Below are 22,090 nucleotides of genomic sequence, written 5' to 3' on the forward strand. Positions count from 1 at the left end.
GTACTGAGTTTTTCGCTGTCCGTAGTGACAATCATGAAAGGGGATTAAGATGCGGAAGCTTGCCGTTACTCTGGCACTCGCGACGACCGCGCTCAGCACGCCCGCCCTCGCCCGCGACGATGCGTGGTACGTGGGTGTCGAAGGCGGCGCGATGCTCGTCGAGGACATCAAGTTTGACATTGGCGCGGCTAAGGACGCCGCGACCGTGCATCACAAGGCCGGCTGGGATGCCGACGCTGTGGTCGGTTACGATTTCGGTCCGTTCCGCGCGGAAGCCGAAGTCGGCTATCGTCAGGCTTCGATCAACCGGCTCACCAGCACGGTCACCATGCCGTACCGCAATTCGGCCGGTGCCGCGTTCAATGCACCTCCCGGCAGCTATGGCTATGCCGGCGGTCGTTCCTCGGCGCTGAGCTTCATGGTCAATGGCCTGCTCGACTTCGGTGAAGACACCGGCGTGCAGGGCTTTGTCGGCGGCGGCGTCGGCGTGGCGCGCGTTAAGACGAAGCTCGGCCTGAACACCTATCAGGATGCGATCGACGATTCGGACACGGTGTTCGCCTGGCAGGCGATCGCGGGCATCCGCGCGCCGCTGACGGACTCGATCGACGTCTCGCTGAAGTATCGCTTCTTCAACGCCGACAATGTGAAGATCACCGACGTTTCGGGTCGCGTGTGGGACGGTCGCTTCCGTTCGCACTCGATCCTGGGCGGCCTGATCTTCAACTTCGGCGCCCCGGCCCCGGCCCCGACGCCGGTTCCGACGCCGGAGCCCACTCCGACGCCGACCTGGACGCCGACTCCGGAGCCGACCCCGACGCCGACCGTCGTCTGCACCCCGGGACCGTACATCGTGTTCTTCGACTGGGATAAGTCGGACATCACGCCGGAAGCCGCGAGCATCCTCGACAACGCCATCAGCAACTATCAGAACTGCGGTAACGCGCAGGTGATGCTGGCTGGCCACGCCGATCGCTCGGGTTCGGCCAGCTACAATGTCGGCCTCTCGCAGCGTCGTGCTGACTCGGTGAAGGCCTATATGACTGCCCGTGGCATCGCCGCCGGTGTGATCTCGACCGAGGCCTTCGGCGAGAGCAAGCCGCGCGTCGAAACCGCCGACGGCGTTCGCGAGCTGCAGAACCGTCGCGTGGAAGTCACCTACGGTCCGGGTTCGGGCAACTAAGCCAGACCCGTCCGCAAGGACTGACAATTGGGGAGGTCGGGAAACCGGCCTCCCTTTTTCTTTGGGCCTTTTCCTTGATGATAATCTCGATTGCGAACGCGCCCGCCGATTATGGCAGCGTTTGCCGCAATGCCATCCTCACCCCGGGCCTGTCCCAGGTAAAGGCCGAACGGGGTAGATCGCCGGAGCTGGCAATCCACACAATCGCCCTTTCCCTCGGCTGCGGAGCCTTCGCGCAGCGGGCTAAGGCCAAATGTCGCCCGCTTGCACGACAAACAGCTGGGAGCTGAAATCGCGAATCCCGATATCCTCCAGGCGCGGCGACTCCCCCAGCGCCGGATCGGAATCCGGCTTCGATTCCGGCAAGGAAGGCAATGCCGCGCTCTGGCGGCGGCGAAATTCCTCGATGGACGTCATTTCTCGGGACACCAGCCCCTGGAGGATATGAGGCAGATCGATCTGAGGGGCGTCACCCCCCGCGCTCGTGCAATTGCCGGCCTCCGCCTCTGTCAATGCCTCGGGTCGCGTGGCGCGCAGCGGCGCCCTTCCTGCCGCGACCGCCGGCTCAGCATGGCTTCCAGTTCGGATAGCCCCAGTCCTTCGATCTCCTCCGGTTCCGACATTCCGCAATATGTCGCGCCATCGAAGGAGACATGATGGGCCTTGTCGTCGCCAACGGCACCGATATCGCGCGGCCGACAGGCTTCCCAGACTGTCCGCCAACGCTCTCGTCAGCGCGAATCCAAGGGAGAATTCCGAAATCAGCGATCGCATGCTCTTCCCCGCGAGCACGCCCCTTGGGCGCCATCGGCGGTGAAGGTTCACGACAAGCTTTGCATCCATTCCGGCACCAGCGCATCGCCCAGCGCCTCCACGCGGCGCAGCTCCACCATCAGGCCCAGTTCCGGATAGCTGGCGCGGGTGCGATCGCCCGCCTCGCCGATCGGCGCCACCACCAGCCGGCGATTGACCTTGGCCCGGTAGTGCATGCGCGCCGTATTCTCCTGGCCGACATAGCAGCCCTTGGCGAAGCTGACGCCGTTCAGCTCGGCGGCGTTGCATTCCAGCCACAATGTCTTGTCCTGGCCGAGCTCGGCCGTGCCTTCGGTGACGCCGAGCGACAGGCGATGGGCACGCCAGGCCGTGCTGGCATCGCCGCCGGAATCTTCACTGAGCCACCGCCAGCCAAGCGCGGCGAGACGCGGATCGGCAACTGCATGCGCGCGCGATACAGGCGACCAGTGTACAGCGACACCAGGCTCCAGGCCGATATGAATCTGCCGACGCAGGCGATACAGCATGAGGCGACGCATCAGCGCCCCTGCCTGCGCCTCCTCACCGTCGATCAGGATATCCTTGCCGTCATCCCACAGGATGAAATCGAACAGCACCTTGCCCTGCGGCGTCAGCAGCGCTGCCCATTGCGGGGATGCGGGCGTGACAAGGCCCATATCCTGCGTCACCAATCCCTGAAGAAATCCGCGAACATCGTCTCCCGCAATGCGGATCAAGGCGCGGTCGGCTAGCGCGGTGCTGGTATCGGTCATGCCGAACAGGTAGGGGGTAGCCGGGGGCGACGGAAGAGGCGCGGATATGAATGTCGATCTGAAGCTCAAGGGCGGGCGCGTGCATCTGCCCGGCGGTCCGGCCGAAACGGATATCGGCGTCGCCGATGGGCGCATCGTCGCGATCGGCGGCGCGCTGGAAGCGGGCGAGACGATCGACTGCACCGGGCTGGACGTGCTGCCCGGCGTGATCGACAGCCAGGTCCATTTCCGCGAGCCCGGGCTGGAAGCCAAGGAGGACCTGGAGAGCGGCGCCCGTGCCGCGGTGCTCGGCGGGGTGACCGCGGTGTTCGAGATGCCGAACACCAAGCCCAACACCGATTCGGCCGAAGCCGTACAGGACAAGCTCGCCCGCGCGCGCGACCGGATGTGGTGCGACCACGCCTTCTATGTCGGCGCGACCAATCACAATGCCGAGCATCTTGCCGAGCTGGAACGCCTGCCGGGCACGGCAGGCGTGAAGATCTTCATGGGTGCCTCCACCGGCGACCTGCTGGTCTCCGATGACGCGAATCTGGCGCGCGTGCTCGCTTCGGGCCATCGCCGCGTCGCGATCCATGCCGAGGACGAGTTCCGCATGCAGGATCGGCTCGGCGAGCGCGTGCCGGGCGACCCGTCCAGCCACCCGGTCTGGCGCGACGACGAGAGCGCGATGCTGGCGACGCGCCGTATCCTGGGCCTGGCGCGCGCGGCGCGGCGGCGGATCCACGTCCTCCATGTGACGACTCCGGCCGAGCTGGAACTGCTCGGCCGGCACAAGGACATCGCGACCTGCGAGGTCACCCCGCAGCACCTGACGCTGGCCGGCGAGGAAGCCTATCCCAGGATCGGCACCTTCGCGCAAATGAACCCGCCAATCCGTTCGGCCGCGCACCGCGCCGGGCTGTGGCACTGGCTCAACCAGGGCGTGCCCGATGTGCTGGGCTCCGACCATGCGCCGCACACGCGCGAGGAAAAGGCCAGGCCCTATCCCGACAGCCCCAGCGGCATGCCGGGCGTGCAGACCCTGTTGCCGCTGATGCTCAACCATGTCGCCGAGGGGCGGACGACGCTGCAGCGCGTGATCGACCTGACCAGCGCGGGTCCGCAGCGCATCTTCGGCATCGCCGGCAAGGGCCGGATCGCCGTGGGCTATGACGCGGACTTCACCGTGGTGGACCTCAAGGCACGCTGGACGGTGGAGGAGAGCTGGCTCGCCTCGCGGTGCGGCTGGTCGCCCTTCACCGGAATGCAGCTGACCGGCAGGCCCATCGGCACGATCGTGCGCGGCAACCGGGTCATGTGGGAAGCCGAACTGGCCAACCAGGCGATCGGCAGGCCGGTCCGCTTCGAGGCAGTCGAGTTCGGGTGAGGACAGTCTCCCGCACCGATCGCGCGTCGCGGCTGATCAAGGCGCCGGCGAGCCAGGTCTATCGCGCCTTTATCGATCCCGCGGCGCTGGTGCGCTGGCTGCCCCCGGAGGGGATGACCGGCGAGATGCTAGCGTTCGACGCGCGACCGGGCGGCGGCTATCGGATGGCGCTGCACCATGAGGACGCCGAACATGCGACGCCGGGCAAGACTTCCGAGCATAGCGATGTCGTCGAGACGCGCTTCGTCTCGCTGAACCCGGGCAGGGGCATCGTCCAGTCGGCGGTGTTCGATTCGGAGGATCCGGCCTTTGCCGGGACGATGCGGATGACCTGGACCTTCGAGCCGGCCGAAGGCGGCACGCGCGTCGCGATCACCTGCGAGGACGTGCCGCAGGGCATCCGCAAGCAGGATCACCTCCAGGGATTGAAGTCGTCGCTCGCCAATCTTGCGGCGTTCGTTGGCGGATAGCCGGGGCGGCTAGGCCGGGATGGCGGCGGCCCAGGCGGCGGCTTCGTCCTCGCGCCGGGCATGCACGAGCGGTGGCTCGGCCGTCGCCAATGCCGGGTCGACTTCGATGCTCGCATCGTAGAGGAAGGTCGCGTTGCCGAGGATCGTGACCATGCCGGCAGCGTCCGACGATCCCATCACCAGCCCGCCCTTGTTGAACACCTTCATCGTCGTGCCGAACGGCACGCGGCCCGTGCGGCCGGCGGCATAGACCGCCGAGGCCATGGCGCTGCCGCAACTGTCGGTCAGGCCGACGCCGCGTTCATAGGTGCGCACGAACAAATCCTGCCCGCGCAGCTCGACGAAGGAGACATTGGCGCGCGCCGGGATCAGGCCGGGCCCGGCCTCGCACCAGTCGCCCAGCGCTGTCAGCTCGGCTTCGTCCACCGCGTCCACGAACGCGACGAGATGCGGGTTGGGCATCGCGACCGCCGTGAAGGCCCGCGTGCTGGGCAGGCCGGGGATGGCTGCATCGATCACCGTCTCCGCCGCGATGCGCAGGCCGACGGCACCGGTGCGGGTGGAAGCCGGGCCGGCAGTCTCGCAAATGGTCACCACGCCCGGCGCGAGCGGTTCGGCACGGGCCACTTCGGCACTGCTCGTCTTCAGCCGCACCCGCGCCGCATCGACGCCGAGCAGTTCGAATCCCAGCCGCGCGACGCAGCGCAAGCCATTGAGGCAGGTCTCCGCTTCCGAACCGTCCGAATTGAACATGCGCATGCCGAAATCATGGCCCGCATCGTCCCCCGCGGTGAGCAGCAACAGGCCGTCGCCACCGACCGGCCCGGCACGATCGGCGAGCGCGCGCGCCACACCCGCCCAATCCGCATCGGGCAGATCGAGCGCACGCGCGTCGATCAGGGGAAAATCATTCCCCGAGCCGTGACATTTGATGAAGGCGAGCCGCATGGCGCCCATCTAGGCACGCCGGGCCGCGCTGGCTAGCCGGCAAGCACCTCGCGCTGCACCGGGCCACCCATCGCATCGATCATCGCGCGGTCGCGGGTGATGATGGCGGCGAAGCTCGGCCGCGCGTGCATCGCCGCAACCCATTCCGCCAGTCGCGGATAGATCGTGGCATCCACGGTCACGCCGATGCAGCCCAGCGTCGCGAGCGGGCTCGCCACCGCGATGTCCGCCAGGGTCAGCCGATCTTCGACAAGGAAGCCGCTCTCGGGGATCGCGGTTTCCAGATAGGCGAGGATCGGCGGCATCAGATCGCGCTCGGCGGCGTCCGCCGCGGCATGGTCGCACTCCATCTTGAGCACCCGCGGGCGCACGAAGCGCTGGCCGAAGATCGCGCCGCCGGCTGCCATCATGATCGTGTCGGCAAGCTCGTCGAACCAGATCGCCCGCGCGCGCGCGCGGGGCTCGGCCGGGATCAGGCTCGGCTCGGGATATTTGGCATCGAGATAGGCGACGATCGCCGAACTGTCCGAGATCAGGAAATCGCCGTCCTTGAAGCCCGGCATCTTGCCGAACGGGCTCGCCGCCATGAATTCCGGCCCGCCCCGGCCCATGCCGGCGGCCTGCAGCTCGAGATCCAGCCCCTTCTCGGCACCGAACACCATTACCTTGCGCACATAGGGCGAAAGCGTCGAACCAAACACGATCATGCCAACCTCTCCTCGGCTTGGGCATCAGGCTATCAAATCAGTTGCCATTTGCAACTGGTTAATGCGCGACAGGTGCGCTCCACTATGCGAAGAGGGGATGCGTGATTGCTCTCACTCTCTTCCTCATATTGGGCGCGGCTGCGGCCTTTTATGTCGTGCTGCGGCGCATCGCCTTTCTGGAGGAAGAACTGCGCCGTGTCGAATCGCTGATCGCCGCGCGCGACCATGCCGCGCCCGAGACACCGGCGCGCCGGCCTGAATTCTCGACGCCGCCCGCCCCTGCGATCGAAGCGCCGAGCCGGGTCGCCGAAGCCCAGCCGGAGCACGAGCCCGCACGGACGGGAGTCGAGCCGCGCCCCCTGCCCCAGTTCAGCCTCGAGACGCTGATCGGCGGGCGATTGCCGATCTGGATCGGCGGCGCCGCCCTGGTGCTCGCCGGCTTCTTCCTCGTCCGCTATTCCATCGAGAGCGGATTGCTCGGGCCGGGAACGCGAACCGTGCTCGCAGCGCTGTTCGGCGCGGCACTGATCGCGGGCAGCGAGGTCGTGCGGCGCCTGCGCGCCACCGCCGACGATCCACGCGTGGCCCAGACACTGGCCGGGGCGGGCATCGCGAGCCTCTACGGCACGCTCTACATGGCGGCGGCGCTCTACCATCTGATCGCACCGCCCGCCGCTTTCCTGTTCGTGCTGCTGATCACCGGCGGCGCGCTCGCCCTGGCGCTGCGCCACGGACCGCCCACCGCGGCGATGGCGCTGATCGGCGGGTTCGCCGCACCCCTGGTCGCCGGGTTCGACGCCGCGGGGATCGGCCCGTTGCTCGTCTATCTCGCGCTGTTCACTGCCGCCCTGTTCGGCCTGGCCATCCATCGCGGCTGGGTCTGGCTGGCGCTGGCCGCCTGTGCGTCGGGCTTTGCCTGGGTCAACTTCCTGATCACGATGCTGGTGGCGCGCGAAGGCGATCTTTCCGCCGTCGGCGCCTTCACCATGCTGCTCGCGATCGGCGCCAGCGCGGCGCTGCCGGCGACCGGCGCGGGCAATCGCTGGCTTCGTCTGGCCCCGTTGGTGGCAGGATGCCTGCAACTCGCCATACTCGCCCCCGCGCTCGATTTCGGCTGGCTCGCCTGGAGCCTCTACCTCACTCTCGCCGCCGCCGCGCTTTTCCTCGCCTGGCGCGATACGGTCTATCTTCCCGGCGCGCTCGCCGCCTGTGCCTTGCTGCTCGTGCTGGAAATGCTCGCGATCGACCTGCGCGCGCCCAATTTCACGCCGGTCGCCGCCATTCTCGCCACCGGGCTGTTCGCCATGCCCGGCCATGCACTGGCACGGCGCCATCCGCTCTGGGCGGGGATCGCGCTGCTCGGCACCGCCGGTCCGCTCCTCATCGGCCATTTGCGCGCGCCGGAGCTGCTATCCGCCATGCAATGGGGATGGATCGAGCTGGCGGCTGCAGCCGCGGTGTTCGGCCTGGCCTGGCGGAGCCGTGCCGACGGCACGCATTCGCTGCTCGTCCCGGCGACTGCGCTGGCGGCCTTCCTCGCGGGGCTTGGCCTGGGCCAGTTCGTACCGGGCGACTGGCTCGCGCTGCCCCTTTCCTGCATCGCCGCCGCCCTCGCCTGGTGGGCGCACAAGATACGCGCGCCGCGGCTCTATGCGCTGCCCGCCTATCCTCTCGCTGCCGCGCTGATCGCCGCCGCGCTACCGCTCGGTGCGCTGAGCGAGCTGATCCTCGCCTCGCTTTCCGGAGAGCGGCTCACCTATGCGCTGCTCCCCGCCCTGCCCGAGCTGCTCCGGGAGCTGGCGCTGCCGGTGGCGCTCGCCGCCGCGCTGCTCCTCGATCCCGCGCAGTTCGGCCGGGTCCGCCGAGTCGCGTCGCTCTTCGCCGTCACGCTCGGCGTGCTGCTGCTCTATGCGCTCGCCAAGCAGCCGCTCGCCATCGCCACCCTCCCGCGTTTCGAGACGTTCGGCTTCGTCGAGCGCGCGCTGCTCACCCAGGCCTGCCTCGCCGCCGGCTGGCTGCTCCTTCGCCGCGCCAGGGCAGTCACGCTCGGCCATGTGCTGCTCGCGCTCGGCCTGTTCCGGATCCTGTGGTTCGACCTGTTGCTGCTCACGCCGCTGGCGGAGCCCCAGGCGGTCGGCCCGCTGCCGCTCCTCAACGCCGCCGTGCTCCATCTCGCGCTCGCCAGCTTCTGGCTGTGGACCCTGCCCCCGCGCTGGCGGCCGGGCGCGGCGCTGCTCGCCCTTCTGGCCGTGCTGGCGGCGGTGCGCCAGGCCGCGCATGGCAACCTGCTCACCGGCCCGATCGGAACCGGCGAGAATGGCGGATACAGCGCCGCGATGCTGGCGCTCGCACTGTTCTGGCTATGGCGGGGCATCGCCGCCGGCGCACGCGACCTGCGCGTCTTCGGCCTGGCCTTGCTTACCGGCGTCACCTTCAAGGTATTCCTGATCGATGCCGCGGCACTCGACGGGTTGCTGCGCATCCTTTCCTTCCTCGGCCTCGGCATCGCGCTGATCGGGATCGGCTGGGCCTATGGCCGCTTCGTCGGCAAGGGCGCCGCGGCACCGGAACCGCTCACCTGATGCCGTAGAAATCGGCGACGCGATCGAGCGCGAAGCAGAGCACCAGCTTGCCCGCCCGGCTCGGCCAGCCCAGCGCCTTCTCCGCCGGCCCCAATCCCTCGCCCGCACAGACCACGCGCCACAATATGTCGGCCAGCCCGGCACCAGCCGCCGTCGTCGCGCCGTCGAACCGGCGCCGCGCGGCGATCTGCGCCAAGCTGGGGTCGAGCCGTTCCGGCATGCCGCCCGGCAACCGCGCCGCCGACGCGGCGTCCCAGCGCATGGTCACGCGCGGCCCCAGCGCCGCCATCTCGTAATCGGCACGAAGCCTTTCCCCCGCCTCGAGCTGCCGCGCGCACACATGGCCGCGCGCCGCCAGCCACGCCAGCGGCGATTCGGCCTGGTTCACCGCGACCCGCCGCCGGAGTCCCGCCCCATCCTCGATCGTCCGCTCCACCAGCTCGCGCATTGATGATCTCCTTTTGTTCCAATCTCGCACTCTTGCCATGAAGGCTCGATTGTAGGAAAGAAGAAAACCGATTTGGTTAGGAGACGTGTCGATGATCACAGCCATCCGCGAAGTGCGCCGCGCCAAGGGGCTCACGCTGGAGGAAGTGGCGGCGCGTTGCGTGCCCGCCACCACGGCGCAGACGATCGGCCGGCTGGAGATGGGCACCCGCACCGTTTCGGTTGGATGGCTCAATCGCATCGCCGCCGCGCTCGGTGTGGACAGCGCCGACCTGGTCAGGCTGCCCGAACGGCCGGAGATCCCGGTGGCGGCCATGCTCGACAATGCCGGCGCCCAGGCCCCGCGCAGGCCGGCGGCAATGGTGCCCCCGCATGCCGAGCCGGGCATGGTCGCGGTAGCGGTGGCGGCGGGGATCGGCGACTATCGCGCCGGGGACGAAATCTGGTGCCGCACGCTGGCGCCCGAGGGTTTTGCCGGCGCGCTCAACCGCGACGTGCTCGTGCCTCGCCCCGCCGGGCGCTTCCTGTTCGGGCGGCTGATCGGGCGGGAGGGCGACCGGCTCCACCTCCTCCCTCTCGGCGCCGGCGCCCGCCAGCAAGTGGTGGCCGACCCTGCCTGGATCGCCGAAGCGATCCGCCTGGTCCGCCCCCTCTGAATCGGCTTGCGGAGTGTCGCGGACAGGCGCATTTTGCCGGCAAAAGCAGGAGGGGCATTTCATGCTGAAACTGGGTCTGGCGACAATTGCCGCAATCGTGATCGCAACGCCCGCAATGGCGGACGATTGGGATTTCGTGCTGATCAACAACACCGGCAAGGCGATCAAGACGGTCGAGATCGCGCCGACGGGCACCACCACCTGGCAACCCAACAAGGTCGATCCCGATTTCAAGAAGGACGATGCGACGGTGAAGCCCGGCGCCCGGATGACAGTGCATTTCAACAAGGGCACCGTCTGCAAGTACGACCTGAAGCTCAACTTCGCCGACAACAGCAACAGCGTATGGATGGGCATCAACGTGTGCGACAATTCCTACGTCACCGTGAAGTACAACCCTGCGGGCGCGACGGTCTTCACGGCGAACTGATCGCGCGGCCGCGCATCGACACGAATGGCGGGGGATCGCAGGGGCGATCTTCCGCCATTCGCGTCGATGCGCCCGACGAAAGATCCGGCCCGGCCGGATTTCCCGAATCGCACGGTCTCGATTCCGAAATCGGATATCGGCGGAAGAGTGGACGAAGTATCCACCATTAATAGGAGTCGACTGTCCGGTCTGTTAAAGTTATCCACAGCCTGTCGAGTCGCCTTAGATATCATGGCCGCCAAGGGGTCGCGGCTGCTTCACATGTACATTGCCAGTTCCGGGAGACGCGCCGCGTCTTTCCGTGTTCTCATGGTCGAACGTCCCCGGTATCGCTCCGGGGCGGGCGCGCAATGCTGTCGGGTGAGCGGGCGTGGACAATCTCGTGACCGGATTGCTGGGCGACAGCGAGGCAATGGTGCGACTGCGCACCATCGTTCCCAAGATCGCGCGCTGCGACGCTCCGGCGCTGATCACCGGCTCCACCGGCACCGGCAAGGAACATTGCGCGCGCACCATCCATGCGTTGAGCGAGCGCCGCTGCGCGCCCTTCGTCGCGATCAACTGCGGTGCGGTTCCCGACAGCCTGTTCGAGGCCGAGCTGTTCGGGTTCGAACGCGGCAGCTTCACCGGGGCGGTGCGCAGCCAGACCGGCAAGGCGGTGATCGCCGGCGCCGGCGGCACGCTGTTCCTCGACGAAGTGGGCGAGCTCTCGCCGTTCAGCCAGGTCAAGCTTCTGCGGCTGCTGGAAGAGAAGGAAGTGCAGCCGATCGGGCGCGAGAAACCGGTGAAGGTCGATCTGCGCGTGATCGCGGCAACCAACCGCGACGTCGAGCAGCAGGTGGAGGAAGGAAGCTTTCGCGCCGATCTCTATTACCGGCTCAATGTCGCCCGGGTGACTCTGCCCGACCTTGCCGAGCGAACCGAGGATATCGCGCTCTACATCACGCACTTCATCGAACGCTTCAATCGCCGCTGCGGCTGCGACGTCGCCGCGCCCGATGCCGAATTGCTCGACCTGCTGATGCACTATGACTGGCCAGGCAATGTCCGCGAGGTGCGCAACTTCGTCGAGGCGGTCTTCATCGATCCCCCGCGCGGCGCGATCCGGCGCGACCATATTCCCGATGCCTTTGTGCGGCTGCAGCGCAGCTTCGATCGCTCGGGCAAGGACGAGCGCGCCCGCATCCGCGCCGCGCTCGACCGCACCGACTGGAACCGCGCCGAGGCCGCGCGCGCGCTCAGCTGGTCGCGGATGACGCTCTACCGCAAGATGACCAAGTACGAGATGACCCGCGGCGGCCCCGAAGGCCTCGAGGACGGTCCCGCGCTGTAACGGGCGCGCGTAACCCTGATACGCCCGCACCGTTCCATTGTTACGCAGCGCTATGCTGGCTGACGGGCCAACCCTTTGTTATAAAGTCATTTCACCGTCTGGCACGCGGTTTGCTCCTGATCCGTCAGGAGGCATGCCGGATGAATCAGGGCAGCGTGGCGGACAGGGATGCGGACCCGGCGATGCGCGCCGAGACATCCCGCGCGCCTGCCAGCTACGTCAATTATTTCGAGCTCGGCCAGAACCCCTTCGAATTCCTGATCGACCTCGGCCAATATTATCCGAGCGGCAACGAAGGCGTCGGCGCGATCGCCATCCACACGCGGCTGGTGCTCACCCCGCCCTATGCGAAGATGCTTTCCGAACTCCTCGCCCGCTCGGTCCACGAACATGAGCGCGAGAACGGGCCGGTCGCCCAGATCGGCCAGGAAAGCTGCCCCTTCGACATCGTCCTCTCCTCGATCGGCGACTTCGAGGAGCGCGCCCGCGCGCTGCGCGCTGCGCGCACGCGATCCGATGCGGCTCCCGGCGACGATGCCGGCCGCAATTCCCCTTCCAGCAACGACAGGTGATCCATGACTGCTCAGATCCGTCCCAATCGCATGGAGGTCAGCGATCGGTTCCCGATGCTGGGGTTCGCCGTTCGCGTCGATCGGCCCGATGTCGAGATGCAGATAGTGCTGGCAACCGATGTCTCGCTGTTCGATCCCGCGAACAAGCCGCATCGTACCGCCGCCAATTTCTATTGCAGCGACGAGCAGGGGCGGCTGAGCGTACCGCGCGGCGACGGCGTGTTCGTGGTGCCGTCCGAAGTGCTTGCGCGCTTCATCGGCGGCCAGAAGATCTATTTCGGGCTCGCGACCGGCCATGCCGGCAATGGCGGGCTGAACGTGGACGCGCTGCCGCGTGAGGGCAGCCCCTATGTCGCGCTCAGCAATTTCACCGGGCGCAGCCTGCGCCGCAGCTATACGGCTCCGCGCACCACGCCGGTGCTCGAATGGGCGGGCGACGCCCCGCAGCCCGGCAGCCGCGCGGCCGCGCCGCCGCCCGCGGCTTCCGCGCCGATCGCCGCGACGCGCGCGCCGGCGGCCCCGGGCGGCAACGGCACCTATGACGACGGCTTCGGCCCGATGCCCGATATCCCCGCGAAGAGCGCCGGCCTCGCGCGGTCCGCACCCATGGCGGCGGGATCGCGCGGCAACGTGGCGCTCAACATGGCATCGGGGCTCGGCGCCGGCGATGCGCTCGGCTGGATCATGGAAAAGGTGCGCACCGCCGCCGCGACGGCGGGCAGCGAAGTCAATCCGCCCCGCCTCTACCGGTTCGGCGCCGCCAGCAGCACCTTCGTCGCCGCATGGCAGGCGGGCTTCGGGATCACCGGGCTGATCAACCCGCTCAACGCGTTCCTCGCCGCGCTGCCCCAGCTCGCGGCGCGCAGCAGCGTGACCATCTCGGTCGGCCCGGCACTCGATACGCCGGTATTCGGCGGCGGCGTGGGCGCCGTCTTCGCGCCCGACGGCCAGGCCGCGCTGTTCGGCACTGCCGATTCCAGCTTCGACGCGCAGGGCGTCAGCGACTTTATCGAGCATCTGAAGCTCGCGCTCCAGGCCCGGTTCAAGCTCGGCTACAATGCCGGCGGCATCGACGGCTTTGCCGGCCTGCGCAAGGTGGCTGCCCTCAATGTCGGCGAGGAGCTCGTGGTCGGCGCCGAGCTGTGGCTCGACGGCGCCGACCAGGGCATCGGCGGCGCGGTCTCGATCGGCGCGGGCTTCGCGCTGCAATTCGGGCAGGAAGAGGCCGCCTATGTGCCCCCGGCCCTGCCCGGCCTCGGCGCGCGCGACCGGGCCAGCCGGATCGGCGGCGCGTTCGCCACGCGGATCGGGGAAGCGCTCGACCTCGGCCTGGCCGAAGCGGCGGTCACGCCGCTGCTCGAGAGGCTCGAGAGCGCGAGCCGGCCCGATCCGCTGCGCGCCTCGGCAAGCGCGCTCGCCTATGCCCGCGCCCAGGCGACGAGCCGCAGCATCAACTGGAACGACGTCGACTGGATCGCCCAGCCCAACGACAATGCCTGCTGGGCGACCACGCTGGCGATGCTGATCGGCTGGAAGGACCAGAAATGCTATGAGCCGGCGACGATCGCGCAGCGTTGCGGCCGCGACATCGAGCAGGGACTCCCCTGGGATCAGCGTGCCACCGTCGCCGCGGCGCTGGGCCTGGGGACGCTCCAGCCGCAATGCTACACTCCCGAGGGCTTTTTCAGCCTGATCGAGCGCCATGGCCCGCTCTATGTCGGCAAGATGGCGAGCGCGGCCAACCTGTCGGGCCATGCCGTGCTCGTCGTCGGCATGTACGAGGATGGCGGCCAATATTATGTCCGCGTGGTCGATCCCTGGGATCGCCCGGTCGGCACGCCCGGCGCACCCGGCGCCTATGCCAGCACGCACGAGCGCGGCAGCCGCTACATCCTGCGGTTCGAGGATTTCGAGACCGAGTATGAGATGGCGGCGGACGGCAACCCCGCCTATGTCCAGATCATCTATGCCGGCATCCCCGCGGGCCGCCAGCCCGATACCGGCACCGGCGCGCCCTCGGGCTTCGCCATGGCGGCGGCGCGCACGGCCGGAGCGATGGCCGCGGCCGACTGGTCGATCAACTGGGACGGGGTGCAGCTCATCCCGCAGCCCACCGGCAATGGCTGCTGGGCCACCACCATCGCCATGCTGCTCGGCTGGCGCGACGAACGCAGCGTCTCGCCCGAATCGATCGCGCAACGCTGCGGCAACGACATCGAACAGGGCCTGCCCTGGACCGAGCATGCCGCCGCCGCTGCCAGGCTGGGCCTCACTGCGCATCCGCCGCAATGCTATGCGCCCGACGGCTTCGCCGCGCTGATCGAGAACAACGGCCCGCTCTATGTGAGCAAGATCGCGACTTCGACGATCCTGTCGGGCCATGCCGTGCTCGTCGTCGGCATGTATTCGAGCGGCGGCGACTATTTCGTGCGCATCGCCGATCCCTGGGATCGCCCGGTCGGCACCCCCGGCAGCCCGGGCGACTATGCCCCCACCCATGCGCGCGGCAGCCGCTACATCCTGCGCTACGAGGATTTCCAGACCGAGTATGAGATGGCGGCCTCGGGCAGCAATCCGGTCAATGTGCAGATCCTGAGTGGCGGGGTCCCGGCCGGGCGCCAGATCAACGGCGGCACCACCGCGCCTGCCGGCTATGCGATGGCGGCTCCCCGCACCTTGCCCGCGCCGCCGCCCGCCCGCACCCGCGCGCTGGACATCGGCGCCGCCGCCACGATCGCGGGCACCGCGGTGCAGATCATCGCGGCCAATAGCGGCGACATCCACACCAACCTCGCCAGCTGGAACGGCATCAAGCATCCGGGCGACCGCGCGCCGGCGCGCGCCGCCGCCTTCCAGGACGGCGCCATCGAGCTGCGCGACTGGCCGATGGTCGGCGGCACCTTCGGGCTGGACGACATCTATTGCTGGCTGCGGATTCGCTGGCAGTACAACGGCACCTCGCTCGGCCATATCTATATCGACGATATCGGCCATGACGATGCCGCCGGCTGGGGCCTGACCGTCAATGCGACGATCGAGGACGACGCACGGCTCTATGCCCGCAGCTCGCATGCCAGCGCGACGGGACCGGCGCAGGTGCCGGCGCTGCACGTCAACATCACCTATACGTTCGACGAGGTCATCGCCGACGATCAGGTCGCCCATTCGCGCATCACGCTCTACGCCGACGGCACCCACGACATCGAGAGCCGCTGGGTCCAGCACTCGCGGCCCGGCGGCGGCACGCCGACCAGCATAGCCCGCCCGCTCGCATACGCGTGATCCGATGCCGGGTGCCCGCCCCCTTCCGCCGCCTCCGGCGGCCACGTCCCGGCAGGCGAGCCACGCCGCCACGCCCGCGCACGCCATGGCGGGCTCGTTCTGGGGCAATGACGGCGCACAGCCGCAGCCCGCGCCGCAGGACGCGCCGGGAGCGAGCGCGCCATCCGGAGCCGGCAAGGCACCGCCCGCGACCGAAACCATCGGCCGGCGTGCCGGCGCGCTCTCCGACGAACTCAACTTTCCCGATTTCGTCGCCTCGCTGATCCACGGCACCTGGGACGCGATGGTGGATTCCTCGATCCGCCAGATGGACAGCTATGCCGATCTGGTCGCGGCGATATCGAAGCCGCTTTCCCAGTTCCGCGACGAGAACGTCACCGCCAATCAGGCGCGCGACTGGCTGATCGCGCAATATCCCGGCGATATCGGGCTGGCCCGCGGCGATGCCGAGGGCACGCTGGTGCCGCGCAAGGCCAATGGCGAGTCGGGCGAGAGCAATGCGCCGGCCTGGCTCTCCGATTTCGGCCTGGGCGGCCAGGAGCTCACTCCGGAACTGATCGAGGAGCAGCTCGTCCCGGCGGCGCGCGACCGGCTGGCGGGCGACCGGATGCAGACCCTGGCGACGCTGGTGATGCTCGGCATGAACCGCATCGTCGTGAAGGACGGCTCGATCACTGCGCGCCTGCGCTTCCGCGCCGCGGCGGCGGACAAGACCGCGGTCGACTATGCAGTGAGCGACGATCCCGGCAACGCGACGCCGTCGGGCAGCTGGTCGACGCGCGGCAGCACGTCGTATCAGGCGCCGGTCACCAAGGTCTCGACCGTCGGCGTCAACGCCCAGACCGACAGCCAGCTCAACGCCGAGCTGTTCGGCGAAGTGAAGATCAACTTCGCCAGCGAGACGCTGCCGCTCGACCGGTTCGTCGACGATGCGCGGCGCACCCTGCTCGAACGCGCCGCTCGCCCCGCGCAGATAGCTGCCAAGGCGCCCGCCGCCGCACTGCCGCCACCGGGGCCTGCGCCCGCTCCCGCCCCCGCATCCGCGGCTCCCGCCCCGACGGCGCCGCCCGTCGCGCCACCGGGAGGCGCCGCGTGACCCAGGCTGCGCCCCGCCCGCTGGAGGACCTGATCGGCGAGCTGCTCGACGGTATCGCCGCGCTGCCGACGGTCGGGGTGCGCGCGACGGGCATCACGTTCGACTTGCCGATCGAGGCCCGGGTCGATACCGGCCCCGCCGGCCCGCTGGTCCGCGCCGACCTGCCGCGCACCCGCACCCGCACCTGGTTCGATCGCCCGGTCGGCCGCCTCTCGCTCCGCATCGGCACGCTGCCGGTGGAGGAGGCGCGATGATCGGCGAGACCGGCGAAGCGGTGGCGCTCGAGGATTTCATCCAGGCGGTGCAGTCGCAGCTCGATACCGCCCAGGCCCGCATGACGCTCAAGGCGCAGAACGACCGGCTGCCCCTGACCTTCGCGATCCGGGACATCTCGATGGACCTGAAGGCGCATCTCGAGCTCAACCAGGGCGAGTTGCGCATCCGCCCGGCCGGCCCCAGCGACAAGGACCCCACGGTCCTCCATCTCGTCTTCACTGCGATCACCAAGCCGATGATCGAGGAGAATGCCGTCCCCCTCTCGGTCGACGACAAGAACGACGTGCCGCTCTCGGCGTTGGGCGACGAGCTCGACCCCGCCGAGCGCCGCCGCCTGGAAGGCATCGGCGTGCGGACCGTCGAGAAGCTCAACGAGCTCGAGCGCCGCGGCCTCTCCAATTCGGTCGGCCGGATCACCCGGCTGGCGCCGGACAAGCTCGAGCAGGTGCTCGCCCGCGCCTCGCGTCCGATGGTCGACGATGTCAGCCGCGACGGCGCCGACGATGGCGACCAGGCCGACGCGTTGCGCCAGCGGCTGCGAGTGAAGGGCCGCAACCTGCTGCGCGGCGGGATGCCGCCCCAGGTGACGATTGCCGGTCGCCCGGTCGACATCGTCCAGGCGCACGACCATGAGCTCGTCCTGGCCCCCGATCGCGACCAGCTCGCCGGGCAGATGAGCCTGACCCACGACCCCCGCGCGCCGACCGAATTGTGGTTCGACCAGGCGCCGCGCCGCGCCCTTTCCACTCCGCCCTCCAACGGCTTCGACGGAGGCCAGCCATGACCGCCCGGCTCGGCCGCCTCGTCCAGCCCTGGGCGCACCGCGCCGGCGCCTATGCCGCGCCCGGCAGCCTGCTCGTGCGGCTGAAGCTGGGCGAAGTGCCCGCCGGCATCCCCGCCGCGCTCGACGTCCGCCGCCGCGCCGCCCAGCCCGCCGAGACCACGCGGCACGACATACTCGACCGGGTGGTCAAGTCGTTCGGCGGCACGCTGCGCGTCTCCCGCCTCCACGCCGCCGCCCAGGCGCTCCACGCGATCGGCGCGCGCAACCGCGGCTACAGCGAAGCCGAGGAGATCAGCGGCATCGCCCGCGTGCTGCGCCTCGACGTGGAGCCGGACACCCATATCGGCTCGCTCGCCGTCTCGCTGATGCAGCTCGACATCGTCGAATCGGCGATGCCCAACTATCTCTGCACGGTCGGCCTGGATGGGCCCGCCCATCCTCCCCGCCGCGACGAGGATGACGACAATCAGGGCTGGGACCCGCGCGACATGATCCATGCGCGCCAGGCGCTCGCCTATTGCGCGGGAGACGGCGGCGTGATCGTCGGCGTGGTCGACAGCGGCATCAACCCGCATCACCCCGAATTCTCCAGCCAGGCGCTGGACACGGGCGATCGGCTCCGCCGCGGCTATGACACGGTGCAGCTGAGCGAAGGCCAGCTCGCCACCGGCATCCGGCTGCTCGGCGACAACAAGGGTGCCGATACCGATCCCACCGATCGCTATGTCGGCCATGGCACCGCCTGCGCCGCGATCATCGGCGGCAGCGGCGCGGGATTGCCGCCGGGCGTCGCCGGTGCCTGCCGCCTGCTGCCGATCCGCTCGCTCGGTGCGGCACAGCTGCCGGATCACAAGCCCATCGGCATCGGTGCGATCAGCGATCTCGACATGGGGCTGGTGATGGCCGCCCAGCTCGGCGCCAACGTGATCAACTGCAGCTTCGGCACCGATGACGAGGCGATCGAGCCCGGCATGCCCAAGCCCCATGCCGAGGCCGTTGCCTATGCCACCGAGCGCGGCTGCACGCTCGTCGCCGCCTCGGGCAACAGCGGCGACCGGCGCGTCTACTGGCCCGCCGCCTTTCCCCAGGTGATCGCCGTCGGCGCAATCGATGCCGAGCGCCGGGTCGCCGGCTTCTCGACCAGTGGCGACCATGTCGCGCTGTGCGCGCCGGGCGTGAATATCCGCACCGCCGATCTCGACGGCTATCAGCGCGCCACCGGCACCAGCTTCGCGGCGCCCTTCGTCGCCGGCGCCGCGGCCCTGCTCGTCGCCCGGGCGCAGGAGCGCGCCGCCGCGCTCGATCCGGAAACGATCCGGAGAGTGCTGATCGCCAGCGCCCAGCCCCACCGCGCCGACATCGCCGACGGCAACGGCGCCGGCATCCTCGATGCGGCGCATGCGCTCGCCTTGCTCGATCGCGCGATCGACGCCGACGACACCACCGAATTGGGAGGCGCCGATGACGGCTAGAGCCCGCCCCGCGCGCTAGCGCCCCCCGCGCCTCCAACGAAGGACATCGATCTCGAAAAGGAACTTTGAAAATGGCCGACATCCTTATCCCGACCATCCGCTTCGTCGACATCGCCAAGCGCGAGCAAGCCGCCCGCGACGCCATTCTCGACAGCCATGCCAATCTCACCGCCCGGCTCGCCAAACTGGGGCAGCTCAGCCAGGCGGATGCCGCCGAACTGGCACGCGTCAAGGAGTTGAAGGCGCTGATCGACGGCACCCAGAAGAACCGGCTCTATTTCGATCCCCTCTTCGCGACGGTGCGCGCCGCGCTCGCCTCGGCCGATACCGGGCTTCGGCCGCGCGACGTCGAGCATGAAGGCGGGGTCCTCAAATTCCCGGAAATGGCCGGCGACAACGCGACCGAGGCCGAGCGCGATGCCGAAGTCGCCCGCGTCGGCCTGATCCTCGGCCTGCTCCAGTATAACGGCACGCCGTTGCCGCAGCTGATCGCCGTCGAGCAGAGCAAGCTCAAGACCCCGCGGCCCGATCCGGCGGATCCCAACAGCGCGGCCTTCGGAGAGGGCCTGTTCAAGGCGGTGGGCCGCATCGCGGGACGGCTGGAGCTCGCCGAGCGCACGCTCAAGCAGGTCGCCGCTGCAGTCAACATCCAGGGCGACAAGCAGCAGCCCGGCGTCTCTTCCGCCGAATATGCGCGCGTGTTCGAAGGGCTGGTCGATCGCGGCGTGACTGCCGGCGACGTCAATCTGAAACGGCTGGTCGAGGACCAGTTCGACAAGGTCCAGGCGCTCGGCGACGATCAGGCGATGCACGACATCGTGATCGACCTGCCCGACCTGGAGGCGACCACGGCGTTCGAAGTCGTCGCCAGCCATTGCAAGCTGATGGGCTCGTTCATCTTCGCTTCCGCCTTCGAGGAGCTGAAGGCGTTCCAGGTGGTCGACAAGCTGGTCGAGATGTCGCAGCGCGGCGATCTCGCGCTGGTCAAGGGGCCTGCTGGCACCCAGCTCTACAGCTATTGGCGCGAGGCGCCGAACCGGATGAGCGAGAGCGAACGCCAAGGCTTCTACGCGATGATGCTCGGCCTGCCGACCGGCCAGCCCGGCATCAAGGTCAACACCGAGTTCCAGGATCTGTGGCTGCGCTTCGTCTCCTCGGTCTCCACGCTGGTGCGGGAAGCGCGCGTCGACGCGCTGATCCGCGCGGCCACGCCGATGGCCGTCAACCAGCAACAGGTGAAGAAGGCGGCGCGCGACCTGGCCACCAACATGTCGCTGCACGGCTATGGCATGGCCTTCTATGCCGCGGCCGACCTCCAGAAGCAGATCAACGACATGATCGCGCTGCTGCAGGACCGGGAATTGCTCTCGGCCTTCGGCGCGAACGACATGTGGGGCGTGATCGACCAGGTCGCCCAGACCGAACTGGGCGGCGCGCGCAACAGCTCCAAATACCGGATGCTCGCCACCAGCGGCGCGATCATCACCGCATGGATCGCCGGCAATACCGAACGGCTGCGCGATCCCACCTCGCCGATGGTCGACCTCGGCATCGTCGGCAACCCGCCGACCCGCCCGCGCGGCCAGTCGGCGGTGTCGCATCCCAACGACTATGACCTCGTCAATGCCTGCGAGATGTGGCTCGCGGACTCGGCGATGGACGAGGGCCGCATCGAGCAGATGTCGCAGCCGCGCGAGGCACCCAACATGACGAGCCGGCCGATCCAGATCCCGTCGATCGCGCGCGACCTGCTCGACAGCGCCGGGCTCGGCATGGGCATGGGCTATGACCAGGCGCCGCGGGCGAACGGGCACGCCCCGTCCCGCTACGCCGGCTATTGAGCGCGGGCTGGAGGAGAAGGCCATGGGCTACGAACCACTCAGCACGCAGGTGAAGGGGCGGCTGGTCAGCGCCTCGCGCAAGCTGCGCACCGCCAATCCGATGGGCTTTGTCGGGCGGATGCTGGAGGACAGCTTTCCCCTGCCCCTCGGCGATCCGCGCTATGCCGCCAACGCGCTGGTGCCGGGCGCCGCGCCGATAGAACCGGTGTTCGGATCGAACCAGAGCCGCGCGCTCGCCTTCCATCTCGAGCCGCTCGGCCCCGAGGCATCGGGATGCGAGCGGCGCGACATGGCCAGCCGCGAGATGCGGCGGCTGGTGGGCGACAATTTCGGCCGCGAGGCGCTGTACTGGTTCGACGGCGCGAGCGAGAGCCATCGCAGCCTCACCCGCTCCGGGGGCCTGCGCTACGGCGCATTCTTCGGATCGAGCTTCGACCAGAACGGGCTGGAGAGCGCCACCGTCACCTATGAGGGCGGCGGCGGCAATCCGATGACCGAAGTGAATCCGGCGCTCGCCCGGCTGATCGGCCAGGCGATGGCGGCGATGCCGGGCCTGCGCCCGGTTTTCACCACGCTGGTGGCGGGGCGCGACTATGGCAGCCAATGGATCACCTTCCTGCTCACCAACCGCTTCCGCATCGCCGACATGCGGCCGATGCTGGACGAGCTGGGCCTGGGCGAGCGGCTGGCGAGCATCCTGCAGATCGTCGGCGTCGCGCTGGGCGGCCGGTTCGACGTGCCCGACGGCGCCGCCCTCGTGGCCTTCGGGCGCAGCCCCCAGGGCGTGGAGCTCGACCTGCAGATCATGCTCGATGCGATCCCGGACGTGCCGCCCAATTTCCTCCAGCTGCTGACCATGAACCTGCGCGAGCGGCCGCGCGAGCTGGCGGCGCTGGAGCGCTTCCTCGAGGCATTCACGCCCGCCGACGATATCTGGCCCGGCCGCTTCACCATCCTCGGCATCCGCGTCGGCCCCGGCGGGCCGCCCAGGGTGAAGCTCTATCTGCGCCCGGTGGAGTTCGAGATCACCCCCGCCGCCTCGCTGGTAAGCGCCGCGCCGCCCGTTCCCGTCGCCGCCTGAATCGCGGCCGGCCA

20 protein-coding genes are annotated in these 22,090 nt (G+C 68.9%); 15 read left to right on the forward strand and 5 right to left on the reverse strand.

What is annotated here, in order from left to right; genetic code table 11:
• Window positions 1-49: 49 nt before the first annotated feature.
• On the forward strand, window positions 50-1,183 hold the full coding sequence (locus BGP17_RS11740; RefSeq protein WP_286712047.1) for an OmpA family protein: 1,134 nt from the start codon (window positions 50-52) through the stop codon (window positions 1,181-1,183).
• A 243-nt stretch (window positions 1,184-1,426) separates the two neighbouring features.
• Here the strand turns inward: BGP17_RS11740 and BGP17_RS11745 are convergent, their stop codons facing one another.
• Both BGP17_RS11745 and ygfZ read right to left on the reverse strand, forming a co-directional pair.
• Complete coding sequence (locus BGP17_RS11745; protein WP_286712048.1) at window positions 1,427-1,600, reverse strand: hypothetical protein; 174 nt, start codon at window positions 1,598-1,600, stop codon at window positions 1,427-1,429.
• Window positions 1,601-2,004: 404 nt separating this feature from the next.
• Window positions 2,005-2,730, reverse strand: coding sequence for a CAF17-like 4Fe-4S cluster assembly/insertion protein YgfZ (gene ygfZ / locus BGP17_RS11750; RefSeq protein ID WP_286712049.1), 726 nt, complete (start codon window positions 2,728-2,730; stop codon window positions 2,005-2,007).
• A gap of 46 nt (window positions 2,731-2,776) precedes the next feature.
• On the opposite strand from ygfZ, the gene BGP17_RS11755 reads away from it, so the two are divergent.
• Together BGP17_RS11755 and BGP17_RS11760 are read left to right on the forward strand one after the other, a co-directional pair.
• Complete coding sequence (locus tag BGP17_RS11755) at window positions 2,777-4,099, forward strand: dihydroorotase (protein WP_286712050.1); 1,323 nt, start codon at window positions 2,777-2,779, stop codon at window positions 4,097-4,099.
• Window positions 4,096-4,569 (forward strand): SRPBCC family protein, encoded by a 474-nt coding sequence (locus BGP17_RS11760; RefSeq protein WP_167300322.1) that lies wholly within the window; start codon window positions 4,096-4,098, stop codon window positions 4,567-4,569. Before BGP17_RS11755 ends, BGP17_RS11760 begins: the two co-directional genes overlap by 4 nt.
• A 9-nt stretch (window positions 4,570-4,578) precedes the next feature.
• Here BGP17_RS11760 and dapF read toward each other — a convergent pair whose 3' ends face one another.
• Together dapF and BGP17_RS11770 are read right to left on the reverse strand one after the other, a co-directional pair.
• On the reverse strand, window positions 4,579-5,517 hold the full coding sequence (gene dapF / locus BGP17_RS11765) for a diaminopimelate epimerase (RefSeq protein ID WP_208413595.1): 939 nt from the start codon (window positions 5,515-5,517) through the stop codon (window positions 4,579-4,581).
• Between the two features lie 32 nt (window positions 5,518-5,549).
• Window positions 5,550-6,224, reverse strand: coding sequence for a glutathione S-transferase family protein (locus BGP17_RS11770; RefSeq protein WP_167300320.1), 675 nt, complete (start codon window positions 6,222-6,224; stop codon window positions 5,550-5,552).
• A gap of 101 nt (window positions 6,225-6,325) precedes the next feature.
• Between BGP17_RS11770 and BGP17_RS11775 the strand changes: the two genes are divergently transcribed.
• Window positions 6,326-8,806, forward strand: a complete 2,481-nt coding sequence (locus BGP17_RS11775) for a DUF2339 domain-containing protein (RefSeq protein WP_286712051.1) — start codon at window positions 6,326-6,328, stop codon at window positions 8,804-8,806.
• Here the strand turns inward: BGP17_RS11775 and BGP17_RS11780 are convergent.
• Entirely contained in the window at window positions 8,799-9,254 is a 456-nt protein-coding gene (locus tag BGP17_RS11780) for a DUF6456 domain-containing protein (protein WP_286712052.1), read from the reverse strand. The genes BGP17_RS11775 and BGP17_RS11780 overlap by 8 nt on opposite strands.
• A 91-nt stretch (window positions 9,255-9,345) precedes the next feature.
• Between BGP17_RS11780 and BGP17_RS11785 the strand changes: the two genes are divergently transcribed.
• From BGP17_RS11785 to BGP17_RS11835, 11 genes are all read left to right on the forward strand, one after another.
• Window positions 9,346-9,909, forward strand: coding sequence for a helix-turn-helix domain-containing protein (locus BGP17_RS11785; protein WP_167300317.1), 564 nt, complete (start codon window positions 9,346-9,348; stop codon window positions 9,907-9,909).
• A 61-nt stretch (window positions 9,910-9,970) separates the two neighbouring features.
• Complete coding sequence (locus tag BGP17_RS11790; protein WP_167300316.1) at window positions 9,971-10,339, forward strand: hypothetical protein; 369 nt, start codon at window positions 9,971-9,973, stop codon at window positions 10,337-10,339.
• Window positions 10,340-10,709: 370 nt separating this feature from the next.
• A complete protein-coding gene (locus BGP17_RS11795; RefSeq protein WP_208413594.1) occupies window positions 10,710-11,672 on the forward strand; it encodes a sigma-54 interaction domain-containing protein in 963 nt (320 codons plus the stop codon).
• 140 nt (window positions 11,673-11,812) lie between these two features.
• Window positions 11,813-12,244, forward strand: a complete 432-nt coding sequence (locus BGP17_RS11800; protein ID WP_167300315.1) for a DUF3467 domain-containing protein — start codon at window positions 11,813-11,815, stop codon at window positions 12,242-12,244.
• 3 nt (window positions 12,245-12,247) lie between these two features.
• The gene (locus tag BGP17_RS11805; protein WP_286712053.1) at window positions 12,248-15,526 is read left to right on the forward strand and encodes a papain-like cysteine protease family protein; all 3,279 of its coding nucleotides are present in this window, start codon (window positions 12,248-12,250) and stop codon (window positions 15,524-15,526) included.
• 85 nt (window positions 15,527-15,611) lie between these two features.
• Complete coding sequence (locus BGP17_RS11810) at window positions 15,612-16,622, forward strand: hypothetical protein (RefSeq protein ID WP_286712054.1); 1,011 nt, start codon at window positions 15,612-15,614, stop codon at window positions 16,620-16,622.
• Entirely contained in the window at window positions 16,619-16,876 is a 258-nt protein-coding gene (locus tag BGP17_RS11815; RefSeq protein WP_286712055.1) for a hypothetical protein, read from the forward strand. Before BGP17_RS11810 ends, BGP17_RS11815 begins: the two co-directional genes overlap by 4 nt.
• Window positions 16,873-17,682, forward strand: a complete 810-nt coding sequence (locus tag BGP17_RS11820) for a hypothetical protein (RefSeq protein ID WP_167300311.1) — start codon at window positions 16,873-16,875, stop codon at window positions 17,680-17,682. The genes BGP17_RS11815 and BGP17_RS11820 overlap by 4 nt, the downstream gene beginning before the upstream one ends.
• Window positions 17,679-19,154 carry a S8 family peptidase gene (locus tag BGP17_RS11825; RefSeq protein WP_286712056.1) on the forward strand — a complete coding sequence of 492 codons (1,476 nt, stop codon included), beginning with the start codon at window positions 17,679-17,681 and terminating at the stop codon, window positions 19,152-19,154. Before BGP17_RS11820 ends, BGP17_RS11825 begins: the two co-directional genes overlap by 4 nt.
• Before the next feature lie 71 nt (window positions 19,155-19,225).
• Window positions 19,226-20,995, forward strand: coding sequence for a hypothetical protein (locus BGP17_RS11830; protein WP_286712059.1), 1,770 nt, complete (start codon window positions 19,226-19,228; stop codon window positions 20,993-20,995).
• Between the two features lie 22 nt (window positions 20,996-21,017).
• Window positions 21,018-22,076, forward strand: a complete 1,059-nt coding sequence (locus BGP17_RS11835; RefSeq protein WP_286712060.1) for a hypothetical protein — start codon at window positions 21,018-21,020, stop codon at window positions 22,074-22,076.
• Window positions 22,077-22,090: the final 14 nt, after the last annotated feature.

It is taken from the genome of Sphingomonas sp. 67-41 (assembly GCF_001899725.1).
In the GTDB taxonomy this organism is placed as follows: Bacteria; Pseudomonadota; Alphaproteobacteria; order Sphingomonadales; family Sphingomonadaceae; genus Sphingomonas; species Sphingomonas leidyi.